This window comes from Bacteroides sp. An51A (assembly GCF_002161565.1).
Classification (GTDB): Bacteria; Bacteroidota; Bacteroidia; order Bacteroidales; family Bacteroidaceae; genus Phocaeicola; species Phocaeicola intestinalis.
Window position 1 is genome coordinate 592,501 of record NZ_NFIC01000002.1, and the last position, 14,120, is coordinate 606,620.

General features: G+C 46.4%; 9 protein-coding genes (1 of these 9 running past the window's edge). 8 read left to right on the forward strand and 1 reads right to left on the reverse strand.

The window, feature by feature from the left end:
- The 3 genes from B5G04_RS06155 to der all read left to right on the forward strand — a co-directional run.
- Positions 1 to 185, forward strand: the 3' end of a protein-coding gene (locus B5G04_RS06155; protein WP_087213358.1) for a beta-ketoacyl-ACP synthase III. It extends 820 nt beyond the left edge of the window; 185 of the gene's 1,005 nt are visible here — the last part of the coding sequence; its start codon lies beyond the left edge, outside the window; its stop codon occupies positions 183 to 185.
- Positions 186 to 939: 754 nt separating this feature from the next.
- On the forward strand, positions 940 to 1,821 hold the full coding sequence (era, locus tag B5G04_RS06160) for a GTPase Era (RefSeq protein WP_022039215.1): 882 nt from the start codon (positions 940 to 942) through the stop codon (positions 1,819 to 1,821).
- 36 nt (positions 1,822 to 1,857) lie between these two features.
- Positions 1,858 to 3,171, forward strand: a complete 1,314-nt coding sequence (der, locus tag B5G04_RS06165) for a ribosome biogenesis GTPase Der (protein ID WP_022039216.1) — start codon at positions 1,858 to 1,860, stop codon at positions 3,169 to 3,171.
- A 183-nt stretch (positions 3,172 to 3,354) separates the two neighbouring features.
- Here der and B5G04_RS06170 read toward each other — a convergent pair whose 3' ends face one another.
- Positions 3,355 to 3,531 carry a hypothetical protein gene (locus tag B5G04_RS06170; RefSeq protein WP_158100060.1) on the reverse strand — a complete coding sequence of 59 codons (177 nt, stop codon included), beginning with the start codon at positions 3,529 to 3,531 and terminating at the stop codon, positions 3,355 to 3,357.
- A gap of 1,091 nt (positions 3,532 to 4,622) precedes the next feature.
- Between B5G04_RS06170 and B5G04_RS06180 the strand changes: the two genes are divergently transcribed.
- From B5G04_RS06180 to B5G04_RS06200, 5 genes are all read left to right on the forward strand, one after another.
- The gene (locus tag B5G04_RS06180; protein ID WP_087396267.1) at positions 4,623 to 7,748 is read left to right on the forward strand and encodes a TonB-dependent receptor; all 3,126 of its coding nucleotides are present in this window, start codon (positions 4,623 to 4,625) and stop codon (positions 7,746 to 7,748) included.
- 21 nt (positions 7,749 to 7,769) lie between these two features.
- Positions 7,770 to 9,539: a RagB/SusD family nutrient uptake outer membrane protein gene (locus B5G04_RS06185; RefSeq protein WP_087396269.1), complete on the forward strand. Its 1,770-nt coding sequence runs from the start codon at positions 7,770 to 7,772 to the stop codon at positions 9,537 to 9,539.
- A 360-nt stretch (positions 9,540 to 9,899) separates the two neighbouring features.
- Positions 9,900 to 11,636, forward strand: coding sequence for a DUF4980 domain-containing protein (locus B5G04_RS06190; protein WP_239414040.1), 1,737 nt, complete (start codon positions 9,900 to 9,902; stop codon positions 11,634 to 11,636).
- A 92-nt stretch (positions 11,637 to 11,728) separates the two neighbouring features.
- The gene (locus tag B5G04_RS06195; protein WP_087396273.1) at positions 11,729 to 12,892 is read left to right on the forward strand and encodes an MFS transporter; all 1,164 of its coding nucleotides are present in this window, start codon (positions 11,729 to 11,731) and stop codon (positions 12,890 to 12,892) included.
- Positions 12,893 to 13,105: 213 nt separating this feature from the next.
- Complete coding sequence (locus tag B5G04_RS06200; RefSeq protein ID WP_087209675.1) at positions 13,106 to 14,002, forward strand: carbohydrate kinase; 897 nt, start codon at positions 13,106 to 13,108, stop codon at positions 14,000 to 14,002.
- Positions 14,003 to 14,120: the final 118 nt, after the last annotated feature.

Below are 14,120 nucleotides of genomic sequence, written 5' to 3' on the forward strand. Positions count from 1 at the left end.
TAAGCAAAGTGATGATTAATATTCAGCGCTATGGTAACACCAGTGCCGGGACATTACCGCTTTGTTTATGGGACTATGAAAAGCAATTGAAAAAAGGCGACAATATAATTTTCACAGCATTTGGTGCCGGATTTACCTGGGGTGCTTCGTATGTGAAGTGGGGGTATGATGGTGATAAAATTTGAACGTGGAACAAATGAATATAATACAAGAAAACGCATCCCGACCCGATGCGTTTTTTTGTAGTACGCTCGGCATGAGCATTGTCTAACGGGTGTAAGTCCCGAGTGAGCCCTAATAGCGGGAATCACATAGCCCAAGGCAAGGGTGTCCATCGCGAGGTGGAATCTGAAGGAAGCCGGCGGCAAACATCTGGTCTAACGAACAGAAACTTCATACAAGGCATTTGACCGTGGGTAAGGTTTCTACACAAACCAAAGCCCGATAGCTATTCGGAACGGTCGGTGTAAATGAAGTAGGCATAAGATGGAAAGACAATGCCCTTATCCGAGGAGGTCTCACGGACGCATGGCGAAGACGTACCCATTCGATGTGCCCTGACGGAGTAAAGCTTGCCGTGAGAAGTCAGCAGAGGTTATAGTACCTAAGACACGTGTGTCTATGGGGAAGGACCGAATCGCGCAGTGCAATAGTAAATGACTGCTACCCTTGAGACTCTTTTGTAGTCAGATGTCCGAAAGGAGCTTCCCTACTCACCACGATAGGACGGAATCCGACAATAGAGTAGGAGTGACGCTAGTCCGAGGGATGGCTGAAAACAACTTGCCACACATCGTGAGATGAGAAAGCGCGAAACCGCCGTATGCGGAACCGCTTGTACGGTGGTGTGGGAGGTCGGTAAATGTGAAAGTAGGAGGCAAATGCCTTTCTATGATTAGCATTTACCTCCTACCCGATTAGTAGATAAATAAATAGAGTATGCATAAAGCTGGATTTGTAAATATCGTGGGCAATCCTAATGTAGGCAAGTCTACATTGATGAATTTGTTTGTGGGCGAACGTATCTCCATTGCTACGTTTAAGGCACAGACTACCCGTCATCGTATTATGGGAATCTTGAACACGGACGACATGCAGATTGTGTTTTCCGATACCCCGGGAGTCTTGAAGCCGAACTATAAGTTGCAAGAATCAATGTTGAATTTTTCCGAGTCAGCATTGGTTGATGCGGATATCTTGCTGTATGTGACGGATGCCATAGAAAAGGCAGACAAACATGCTGATTTTATGGAAAAAGTGCGAAATTTAAAAGTTCCAGTTTTGTTACTCATCAATAAAATAGACCTGACCAATCAGGAGAATCTGGTGAAATTAGTGGAAGAATGGCACGACATGTTACCCAGTGCAGAAATTATTCCTGTATCTGCTAAGGCGAAGTTCAACATTGATGTGGTCATGAAGCGCATCAGAGAACTGTTGCCCGATTCTCCTCCTTATTTCGGAAAAGACCAATGGACAGACAAGCCTGCTCGTTTTTTTGTAACAGAGATTATCCGCGAAAAGATTTTGCTGTATTATGACAAGGAAATCCCTTATTCGGTAGAAGTGGTGGTCGAACGTTTTAAGGAAGAAGCTAAAAGCATTCACATCAATGCAGTCATTTATGTTGAACGTGAATCACAGAAAGGTATTATTATTGGTCATCAAGGCAAAGCTCTGAAGAAAGTGGCTACCGAAGCGCGTAAAACATTGGAACATTTCTTCCAGAAATCTATTTATCTGGAAACCTTTGTGAAGGTAGACAAAGATTGGCGTAGTTCTGATAAAGAGCTCAAGAATTTTGGTTATCAGTTAGATTAATTTCGGCTGTGACAGCCGTAAACATTTAAGAAGTATATGGGAAATTTAGTAGCAATCGTAGGACGTCCCAATGTGGGAAAGTCGACACTGTTTAATCGTCTGACGAAGACCCGTCAGGCTATTGTGAATGAACAGGCCGGTACGACCCGCGACCGCCAGTATGGTAAGTCGGAGTGGCAAGGAAAGGAGTTTTCGGTGGTTGATACCGGAGGATGGGTAGTTAATTCGGACGATATTTTCGAAGAAGAAATCCGTAAACAAGTGGTATTGGCAATGGAAGAGGCCGATGTCATCTTGTTTGTGGTAGATGTTATGAATGGAGTGACTGATCTGGATATGGATGTGGCAGATATTCTTCGCCGTTCGAAAACACCTGTTATTGTGGTGGCCAACAAGACCGACAATAACAATTTGCAATACAATGCTGCCGAGTTTTATTCGTTAGGATTGGGTGACCCGTATTGTGTTTCAGCTTTAAGTGGAAGCGGAACGGGAGATTTGCTTGATTTGGTACTGAGCAAGTTTAGAAAAGAAGCAGGCGAATTGATTGACGAAGATATTCCTCGCTTTGCCGTAGTGGGGCGTCCTAATGCGGGCAAGTCATCGATTGTGAATGCATTTATTGGCGAGGAGCGGAATATCGTGACCGAAATAGCCGGTACCACCCGCGATTCTATCTATACCCGTTATGACAAGTTCGGCTTCGATTTTTACTTGGTTGATACGGCAGGAATCCGGAAGAAAAACAAGGTGAATGAAGATTTGGAATACTATTCGGTTATCCGTTCCATCCGTGCCATCGAAAACTCAGATGTCTGCATCCTGATGTTGGATGCTACCCGTGGTATTGAAGGGCAAGATTTGAATATCGTATCTTTGGTTCAACGCAACCAGAAAGGATTGGTTGTGGTTGTCAACAAGTGGGATTTGGTAGAAGACAAGTCGGTCAAGGTGATGAAATTTTTCGAAGATGCTGTGCGTAAACGTTTGGCTCCGTTCACCGATTTTCCTATAATTTTTGCTTCGGCGCTTACCAAGCAACGCATCTTCAAGGTTCTCGAAGCAGCTAAAGATGTATTTCAGGCACGTATGACACGTATTCCTACTGCCCGTTTGAACGAAGCGTTGCTGCCTGTAATCGAGGCATATCCACCTCCTTCAAATAAGGGTAAATATATCAAGATTAAGTACATTACCCAGTTGCCTAATACGCAGATACCTTCTTTTGTGTTCTTTGCCAATTTGCCGCAGTACGTAAAAGAACCTTATAAGCGTTTTTTGGAAAATCAGATTCGTCAACGTTGGAAACTCTCAGGAACACCAGTCAATATCTTTATCAGGCAGAAATAAAGTCCTGTCAAAGTTTGGAAACAATGCGAAGATGAGCTGATACATTCTAGGAAAGATTATTTTGAATGAATGTTTGCATCCGGCCTGTATGCTCCCCTGAGGTGAAGATATGCTTCAGTTGTGCATCATTATTGGGGCTGGTTGCAGACATTCATTTTATATTCATCAGGGAGGATCGTCTTTTTATTTAGAAGCTGTTTTGAATTTCTCCAAAAAGTTTTTCTTGTCTTGATGTATCCGTTTTCGTGTGTGCTTTGGGCGATTTTTTTGTCTTTTTCGCTCCTGTTCTTCGTCAGATAGCCCGCTATCCTCCTCATCGCACAAGCGGAAATGCCTTAAAAACTCATCCCAAATCAGCACACGATAATTTCAAACAGTTTCTGAATAAAACTGTTTGAAACGTTCCATATAACTCCGTTTTCAGTCCTCCCTAATTAGGATTGCTGTGTTGAGGAGTAGAAACTGCAGTCCTATTAGTAGTAGGACTGCAGTCCTAGTAGTACGCTCGGCATGAGCATTGTCTAACGGGTGTAAGTCCCGAGTGAGCCCTAATAGCGGGAATCACATAGCCCAAGGCAAGGGTGTCCATCGCGAGGTGGAATCTGAAGGAAGCCGGCGGCAAACATCTGGTCTAACGAACAGAAACTTCATACAAGGCATTTGACCGTGGGTAAGGTTTCTACACAAACCAAAGCCCGATAGCTATTCGGAACGGTCGGTGTAAATGAAGTAGGCATAAGATGGAAAGACAATGCCCTTATCCGAGGAGGTCTCACGGACGCATGGCGAAGACGTACCCATTCGATGTGCCCTGACGGAGTAAAGCTTGCCGTGAGAAGTCAGCAGAGGTTATAGTACCTAAGACACGTGTGTCTATGGGGAAGGACCGAATCGCGCAGTGCAATAGTAAATGACTGCTACCCTTGAGACTCTTTTGTAGTCAGATGTCCGAAAGGAGCTTCCCTACTCACCACGATAGGACGGAATCCGACAATAGAGTAGGAGTGACGCTAGTCCGAGGGATGGCTGAAAACAACTTGCCACACATCGTGAGATGAGAAAGCGCGAAACCGCCGTATGCGGAACCGCTTGTACGGTGGTGTGGGAGGTCGGTAAATGTGAAAGTAGGAGGCAAATGCCTTTCTATGATTAGCATTTACCTCCTACCCGATTCTTAGGATTATGCGAGGACTGGAATGGCAAGCACTATGCAGATAAATAGAAACGTCGTTTGATTGCGTGAACGTTTTCTCAGAATAGCTTTCTTGTTATCAATTATGTTTCATCTTTTAGCAAAAATGTTACATGGAAACATATTTGCTTGAAGATGAAACATTTCTTTTATACCGCTTTTGCATTGCTTGCTACATTTGCAGTGTTCTCAAGAACGGAAAACTCTTGGGATTAGCGAGTAATTTCATATATTTGTTCAACTAAAAATTTAATGCATAATGGAAGGCATGAAAAGATTATTCCTATTTGCACTCTTCCTTATCGGATGGTGTGCGGCGGTGCAAGCACAAAACTTGCAAGTGAACGGAACAGTGGTCTCCAAGGCAGACGGGTTCCCCGTCATCGGAGCTTCTGTAGTAGAAGTCGGAAACGACAGGAACGGTACCATTACAGATTTGGATGGCAAATTCTCTTTAACCGTGAAAGAAGGGGCGGAAATCTCTATCTCTTATGTAGGGTGTAAGACTCAGACTTTGAAAGCGCAGAGCGTAATGAGTGTTACGTTGGAAGAAGATTCCGAGTTATTGGATGAGGTCGTTGTAACTGGTTATCAAAGCCAACGTAAGGCGGACTTGACCGGTTCGGTTGCGGTCGTTTCTACAGATGAATTGAAAACCAATTCGGATATGGACCCGATGCGGGCTTTGCAAGGTAAAGTTCCGGGTATGACTATCACTACAACAGGTTCGCCTATCGGTACAGGTACGGTGCGCATCCGTGGTATCGGTTCTTTTAATTCATCGCAAGACCCGTTGTATGTGATTGACGGTGTGCCTACGAATCAGGCTTTGAATTCCTTGAACGCGAATGATATTGAAAGTATGCAGGTTCTGAAAGATGCGGCTTCCGCTTCTATTTATGGTTCGCGCGCTTCGAACGGTGTCATCATCATTACTACCAAGAAAGGGAAGAAGGGAGATAAGATTAAGGTGGACTTCTCCGCAAATCTGACAGCTCAGTTCTACACTTCCCAATCGTTGATGAAATTATCGAATTCAGCCGAATATGCCACGGCTATGGCACAGGCTGCATTGAACGACGGACTTGACCCTGTGACTTACGCAAGCAATTACGGATTAAATCTGAATGCGGCTTCGGGTACTCCGATTACGGTTTGGAATCCTGCGACAAGCAGCTATGTGAACTATACGGTCAATGGCTTGTATGATGGTTATATCAATAGTAAGAAAACGATGAGGTATTCGGATACCGATTGGCTCGATGAAATTTCACGTACCGGATTTGCGCAAACATACGATTTGTCTTTGTCACACGCAACGGATAAGCACTCTACGATGTTTTCTTTGGGCTATAAGAAGAATAACGGTATTTTGAATTACACCAGCTTTGAAAATATATCTGCACGTATGAACTCTTCATACAATATTAATAAGTATATTTCTGTCGGCGAGAACTTTACGCTGACTTATTCGAAGCAAGTGGATTGTGCTCCGATGGAAAACGCGCTGAAGATGGCTCCTACTGTACCGGTTTATGAGGAAGATGGAGTTACGTTTGCCGGACCGGTGGGAGGTATGAGCGACCGTCAGAACCCGGTGCGTGAACAATACGATAACCGCAACAACCATTTGGATTACTGGCGTCTGTTTGGTAATGCTTACGTTGAAATCAAACCGATAAAAGGATTGACTTTGCGTTCTAATTTTGGCTTGGACACGTATTTGTCGTTCATCAACTCGATGACTCCTACGTTCCATTCGGATATTGTGAACAATGATATTGCTAAGACCAACCTGTCGCATCGGAATCAGGTGAACTGGACGTGGTCGAATACGGCAAACTATAATTTCAAGGTAGCAGACAAACACGATATCACAGTCTTGCTCGGTGCTGAAATGTCGAAAGAAAGCACGGTTGATTTTACGGCTTATTCAGAAGGCTATGCTTTGGAAGATCCCGATTATATGTGGCCGAATGCCGCTACCGGTTCGATGAGAAACAGTGGTGCTAAGTTTGGTTACCGTTTGGCTTCTTTCTTCGGAAAGGTGGATTACAATTATGACGATTTGATTTTGGCTTCATTTACAATCCGTCGTGATGGTTCTTCTCGTTTTGGTAAAGATAACCGCTGGGGTACTTTCCCGGCAGCAACGTTGGGTTTCCGTATTTCTAAATTATTGGAAAAAGATTGGATGGATGACTGGAAGATTCGCCTTTCTTGGGGTGAGACCGGTAACCAAGCCATCGATAATAATGCGCAATTTGGTTTGTACACTGTAGATTATGGCTTGGATCGTGTAACTTCTACTGCTTACGATTTGTTCTTGCAAGGTTCGGGTACATTCCCTTCTGGTTATCGTGCCACTCAGCTTGCCAACCCTGATTTGAAATGGGAGTCGGCTACCCAATATAATATAGGTACAGATTTCACTTTCTTCAATGGCAGTCTATACGGAACGATTGACGGATATATCAAGGATGTGGATGATATGTTGATTAATCCGGCTTTTTTGGGTGCTCTTGGTGAAGGTGGTGCATCTTGGTTGAACGGTCCTTCTTTGCGGAACTGGGGTATGGAGTTCTCTTTGGGTTATCGTAAAAACCTTGCTTGCGGGTTAGGATTAGACATCAATGCCAATGCAGACTTCTTCCGCAATAAAGTGACTTATCTACCTTCGACAACGACAGGTTCATACGCTCACACTTCTACGGAGAACTTGGTTGAATCCGGTATGCCATACGGTTCAATCGTAGGATATGTAGTGACCGGACTTTATCAGAATCAGGCGGAAGTGGATGCTTCAGGACAGCCTAATGCACGTGTAGGAGGGCTTAAATACGCAGATTTGGACGGGAATGGTGTAATCAATGCGGATGACCAAGATTGGATTTACAATCCGGTGCCGAAGTTCTCGTATGGATTGAATATAGCTTTGAATTACAAGAATTTTGACCTCTCGATGTTCTGGCAAGGCGTATGCGATAAGGATGTTTACAACAATCAGAAGTTCCAAACCGATTTTTGGAGCGTGACGGATGCCGGTTCTAACAAAGGTAATCGTTTGTTAGGAGCTTGGAATACCAACAATACCGGTTCAACGATTCCGATGCTGACCACCTCGAATACAGCGGACGAAGGTCGTGCTTCCAGTTATTTTGTAGAAAACGGTTCGTATTTGAAATTACGTACTTTGCAGTTAGGTTATAATGTTCCGTCTTCGTTCTTGTCGAAATTTAAGATGACAAATGCGCGAATTTATGTTTCGGGACAAAACCTGCTGACTATTAAGAGCAAAAGCCTTACGTGTCCCGACCCGGAAAACCCGGATTGGAACTATCCGCTGGCTACCTCAGTTTCATTTGGTGTACAAATAGGTTTCTAATCATATAAAGACAACACAATTATGAAAAAGATATATACATTATTCTTGGCCTGTACGTTAGGAATGGGATTCACAGGCTGTGACGATTTCTTGGATTACAATCCTACCGCTGTGGTGGATGAAGACAAGGCTTTCTCTGAGCCGGAAGCGATGGTCAATGCGGCATACGCTATGTTGGGCGATTGCTGGTACACTTATCCGTTTAATTTGTTCCCGTATGGCGACATTACTTCGGACGATTGCTTGAAAGGTGGTTCCGGACCGAATGATACGGGCTATCACGCTTTCGATATTTGGACTACATTGACCCCGACTACTCCGGGCGAAATGGATGAATTGTGGTACCGTTTGTTCTGTGCTGTGTCGCGTTGCAATCGTGCGTTGGTTGCTTTGGAACAAAATGGCGTTTCCGTATTGGGTGAAGAAACGACTCGTCAACGGGTGGCAGAAGTACGGTTCTTGCGCGGTCACTTCTATTATAAGTTGCTTACCGTTTTCCGTCAAGTGCCTTGGATTGATGAAGAGGTTTACAAGAACAATACGTATGAGGAGACACGGAATGACGCTTTGACATACGAACAGCTCTTCCAAAACGTGATAGATGATTTTCAGGCTGCATACGATGTGTTGCCAGTGAAAAAGCCGGGTGAAGACGGACGTGCGAACAAGATTGCGGCTGCTGCTTATTTGGCTAAGTGTTATTTGAATTTGGCTTGGGGAGACGGCTATGAAGCTACTACAGGAGTAGACTATATCAATAATGAGTATATGCAGAAAGTGGTAGACTATACCGATGATGTGATGAACTCGCAATACGGTTATATGGAAGATTTCGGTGACATTTTCCTTCCGGAGTATAAGAATAGCAAAGAGTCGGTATTTGCCGTACAGACTTCCGATTACGAGGATGACCATACAACCTACGGACGTGCCAATTGGTCGAATACGTTAAATGGTTGTTGGCAAATGTGGTCGTGCGGATGGGACTTCCACAAGCCTTCTCAAAACTTGGTGAATGCGTTCAAGACGAAAGACGGTCTGCCGATGTTCGATGACTATAACGATGAGATTGATTATCCGATTAATGGTCAGCCTACCGCTCAGAAATGGGATCCGCGTTTGTTCCATACTGTCGGAATGCCTTCATTCCCTTATAAATATGAAGAGGAATATACGATGACTACTGCCAATTCGCGCACGCCGAACGAATATGGTTTTTATACATCATTGAAGGAAGTTCCCCAACGTTCTCAAGGTGAAACTTTTAATGGCTCTTGGCAAGCTTTTGCGATGAACGATTATGTATTCCGTTATACGGATGTGATGCTGATGCGTGCTGAGGCTTTGATTGAACTGAACCGCTTGAGTGAAGCGGAAGACATCATTAATGCCATCCGCCAGCGTGCAGCAAATTCAATCGACAAGCATATCGCATACGCTGCCGACCAGTGTGAAATCGCTCTTTATCCGGCTGGATACTTTGCTAATAAAGAAGTTGCCCGTAAGTGTCTGCGTTGGGAACGTCGTTTGGAAATGGCAATGGAGAACGGACGTTATTTCGATTTGCGCCGTTGGGGCATTGCTTCACAAATCTTGAATGCTTATTTCGCAAGTGAACAGAAGTCGGTATATACTTATACGAATGAATCCGGCGAAACGGTAGAGCAAACATACGGAGCTTATTATAAGGATGCGCACTATACGCCCGGAAAGAATGAGTTCTTCCCGATTCCTTATAATCAAATGTTCTACATCCCCGGTTTGTATACACAAAACAAGGGGTACGAATAATGACTGGTTTTGATTAATGGTTCGCATAAAGAAAGGTTAGTTGGGGTGCGGGCAGGAAGTGATTTCTGTCCGCACCGTTAAAAAGATTCGTTCCTGTGGCAGAAAAAACTCAATAGGTATGATAAGATAAATGTTTCATTTCATGCAAACGTAACAAATTTGCTGGCATTTGAAACGATTTTTACAGGCTGAAAGCGAATGGTAGCGTAACTTTGTGACATACAAACCGAGATAGTTTAGTTTTAGTTGTTCATATTTAAAACCTTAAAAACAATGATTACCTTAAAGAAACAAGGCATTGCCGATACCGTGAAAACGTTGTGTTTAGGAACGTTTATGGGGCTTGCTTCAATAACTTGTATGGCGGAATCGTCTATCGACGTGCGCCATTTGGTGAGTGAACAGAATATCCTTCAGATTAAGGAAGCGAAGAAGTATCTGCTGCTTCCGGTGCAGGACAATGCGCCCGAAGGAAAGATTTATTTTGTGATTAATAACCAGACGGTGGGCAGCGTCATCAACATCCGCCTTGCCCGCGAGAAGGTGGATTACTATGTGCCGCTCGACTTGTCGGCATACGTAGGTAAGGATTTGTCGCTCGACGTGCAGGGGATGCCCGAATCGGCTATCTGTTGGAAGAAGATGAAGCTGTCGGACACGTTTGATACGACGAACCGCGAGAAGTTCCGTCCGCTTTATCACCATACGCCGGCATACGGCTGGATGAACGACCCGAACGGGATGTTCTACAAAGACGGTGTCTATCACTTGTATTTCCAGCACAATCCGTATGGTTCCACTTGGGGAAACATGACGTGGGGACATTCCACAACGACCGATTTGGTGAACTGGAAGTTTGAAGGGGATGCCATTACTCCCGATGCCTGGGGCTCGATATTTAGCGGCTCGTCGGTAGTCGATTATGAGAATACGGCAGGTTTCGGCGAAGGGGCTGTCATTGCTTTCTACACTTCGGCGAAGCCCAGCCCGTGGGGCGATGTGCAGATGCAGAGTATGGCATACAGCACCGACAACGGGAAGACGTTTACGAAATACGAAAACAATCCGATTGTTACATCCGAGAAGCGCGACTTCCGCGACCCGAAAGTATTCTGGTATGCGCCTGGCAAGCATTGGGTGATGATACTGGCGGGAGGTCAGGAGATGGATATCTATTCTTCGAAGAACCTGAAAGACTGGAAGTATGAAAGCAGCTTCGGTGCCAAGCAAGGCGCGCACGGAGGAGTTTGGGAATGTCCCGACTTGGTAGAACTTCCGGTGGAAGGCACGAAGGAAAAGCGTTGGGTGCTGATATGCAACATCAATCCCGGCGGACCGTTCGGAGGTAATGCTGCCCAGTATTTTGTAGGAACGTTCGACGGGAAGAAGTTCGTCAACGAAGCTCCTACACAGACCAAATGGATGGATTGGGGGAAAGACCACTACGCCACAGTGACTTTCAACAATGCGCCAGACGGGCGTTGCATCGCTTTGGGCTGGATGAGCAACTGGCAGTATCAAGGCGTGTTACCTACGCTGCAATACCGTGGTTCGAATACCATTGCCCGCGACTTGACCCTGTATCGCCAAGACGGCGAACTGTTGTTGCGCTGTGCTCCCTCGCCCGAAATAGAGAAAGCACGGAAGGAAAACACGATTATTCCTCCGTTCAAGGTAAAAGATTCGTATGAAATCCCGATTCTGTTAGCGGACAACGAAGGGGCATACGAAATCAATATGACTATCAAAAATGCCGGTGCTTCGCGCATCAGCTTCACTTTGGAGAACACGAAGGGCGAAAAGGTGGCGATGTATTACGATGTGCCCCGCAAGCAGTTCGTAATGGACCGCACCGAGAGCGGGAAGACGGATTTCAGTCCCGAATTTCCAGCCTTGACGGTAGCGCCTGTTCCAGATACCGATGAGATTAACCTGCGCTTGTTTGTCGACCGTACCAGCATCGAAGCGTTTGGAGAGGGCGGCAAGTTTGTGATGACCAATCAGGTCTTCCCTTCCGAACCTTACAACAAGATGTCGTTCGTGTCGGGACGCGGCAGCTTCAGCGTGAAGTCGATGACGGTATATCGGCTTAATTAGTGAATAATTAATAATGAATAATGAATAGTGATGTGACGTTTCTACATCAAAAGCGTTATTAACTATTAACTCTTAACTATAAACTTGAAAACATGACTATCGATAAACAAATCAAATATGGCAAGCTGGTTCCCGTGATGCTCTGCTTCTTCGCAATGGGCTTCGTCGATTTGGTGGGAATCGCTTCCAATTATGTGAAGGCGGACTTGGGGCTGAGCGATGCCGAAGCCAACATCTTCCCTTCGCTGGTGTTCTTCTGGTTCCTGATATTCTCCGTGCCGACGGGTGTGCTGATGAACCGCATCGGGCGGAAGAATACCGTGGTGCTTAGCTTGGCTGTGACCTTTGTGTCGCTGCTGCTCCCGATATTCGGCGACAGCTATGGCATTATGCTTTGCTCGTTCTCTCTGTTAGGCATCGGCAACGCGCTGATGCAGACTTCGCTCAATCCGTTGCTGAGCAACATCATCACGGGCGACAAATTGGCAAGCTCGCTCACGTTCGGGCAGTTTGTCAAGGCGATTGCCTCGTTTCTGGCTCCTTATATCGCCATGTGGGGAGCCACGCAGGCAATACCGGAGTTCGGCATGGGCTGGCGGGTGCTGTTCCCCGTCTATATGGCGGTGGCGGTCATTGCCGTCCTGTGGCTTTCTGCCACTCCGATTGAGGAAGAGGCTCCCGACAAGGCTTCGGGTTTCGTCAGTTGCCTCCGGCTGTTAGGGCGTCCGTTCATCTTGCTCTGCTTCTTAGGCATTATGTGCCATGTGGGTATCGATGTGGGCACCAACACCACCGCTCCGAAGATTCTGATGGAACGCTTGGGAATGCCGCTCGACGATGCCGGCTTTGCCACCAGCCTCTACTTCATCTTCCGTACCTTGGGATGCTTGTCGGGGGCGGTCGTCTTGCAGAAGGTGGCTTCGAAACCTTTCTTGGGCATCAGCGTGGCGTGTATGTTGGTGGCTATGGTGCTGCTGTTCGTTTCGACCGACCTGACGGTGATTTACATCGCCATTGCCCTTATCGGCTTCGGCAATTCGAACGTGTTCTCCATTGTCTTCTCGCAAGCCCTTCTGGCTGTGCCCGACAAGAAGAACGAGATTTCGGGCTTGATGATTATGGGTCTGTTCGGCGGCACGGTCTTCCCGCTGCTGATGGGATTCGCCAGCGATGCCGTAGGCCAGAGCGGTGCCGTAGCGGTGATGACGGCAGGAGTGATTTATCTGATTATTTATATGTTTAAACTGAAGCGTTAGTTTTTAAGTTCTTGAGTTTGTAAGTTTTGTAGGGGCGTATCGCATACGCCCGAATACGTCCACTAATCCATGCGGATGCTTTCAGGGCGTATGCGATACGCCCCTACATGCAATTTGACAAAATGCTTAAACTCAAGAACTCAAAAACTTAAAAACTCAAAAACTTAAAAACTCAAAAACTTAAAAACTCAAAAACTTAAAAACTTAAAAGCCATGAACAATACAATCGTAGTAGGAATGGGCGAAGCATTGTGGGACATGCTGCCCGAAGGAAAGAAAATAGGCGGTGCGCCGGCAAACTTTGCGTATCACGTATCGCAGTTCGGACTGGACAGCCGTGTGGTGAGCGCGGTAGGCGAAGACGAGTTGGGCGTGGAGATTCTGAAGAATTTCCATGAAAAGAAACTGAATTGCATGATAGAGACCGTGCCCTATCCCACGGGTACGGTGCAGGTGGAACTGGACCGCAACGGCGTGCCCTGTTACGACATCCGCGAGGGCGTGGCGTGGGACAACATCCCCTTCACTCCGGCACTGGAAGGGCTGGCGCGCCAGACCCGCGCCGTATGTTTCGGTTCGCTGGCACAGCGCAGCGTGGTGTCGCGCGAGACTATCAACCGCTTCTTGGACGTAATGCCCGATGGCGAGGGACAGTACAAGATATTCGACATCAACCTGCGCCAGGGCTTCTATACCAAGGAAATCATCTGCGGGTCGATGCGCAAGTGCAACATCCTGAAGATAAACGACGAGGAGCTGGTCACCATCAGCCGCATGTTCGGCTATCCGGGCATCGACCTGCAGGACAAGTGCTGGATTCTCCTTGCCAAGTACAACCTGCGGATGCTCATCCTGACCTGCGGCGTCAACGGCAGCTACGTCTTCACGCCGGGCGAGGTGTCGTTTGTAGAGACCCCAAAGGTGGAGGTTGCCGACACGGTAGGTGCAGGCGATTCGTTTACCGCGGCTTTCGTTGCCTCTATCCTGCGTGGCTTGCCCGTAAACGAGGCGCACCGGCTGGCGGTAGCCACTTCGGCATTCGTCTGCACGCAAAACGGCGCGATGCCGGTATTGCCTGCGCGGCTGACGGAAGGACTCACCACAGAATAATAAGGAAACGCAGATTAGCGCAGATTTCCGCAGATTAAAAATAAAAAACAATCCGTGTGAATCCGCGCCAATCTGCGTTTATGTAGAGACGATGTGCACATCGTCTCTACTATGGTGA

Excerpts from the sequence above, each read along its gene's own strand:
- B5G04_RS06180 (WP_087396267.1), top strand. The coding sequence starts at position 4,623 with ATGGAAGGCATGAAAAGATTATTCCTATTTGCACTCTTCCTTATCGGA.
- B5G04_RS06190 (WP_239414040.1), top strand. The coding sequence starts at position 9,900 with ATGGCGGAATCGTCTATCGACGTGCGCCATTTGGTGAGTGAACAGAAT.
- B5G04_RS06195 (WP_087396273.1), top strand. The coding sequence starts at position 11,729 with ATGACTATCGATAAACAAATCAAATATGGCAAGCTGGTTCCCGTGATG.
- B5G04_RS06185 (WP_087396269.1), top strand. The coding sequence starts at position 7,770 with ATGAAAAAGATATATACATTATTCTTGGCCTGTACGTTAGGAATGGGA.
- era (WP_022039215.1), top strand. The coding sequence starts at position 940 with ATGCATAAAGCTGGATTTGTAAATATCGTGGGCAATCCTAATGTAGGC.
- der (WP_022039216.1), top strand. The coding sequence starts at position 1,858 with ATGGGAAATTTAGTAGCAATCGTAGGACGTCCCAATGTGGGAAAGTCG.
- B5G04_RS06200 (WP_087209675.1), top strand. The coding sequence starts at position 13,106 with ATGAACAATACAATCGTAGTAGGAATGGGCGAAGCATTGTGGGACATG.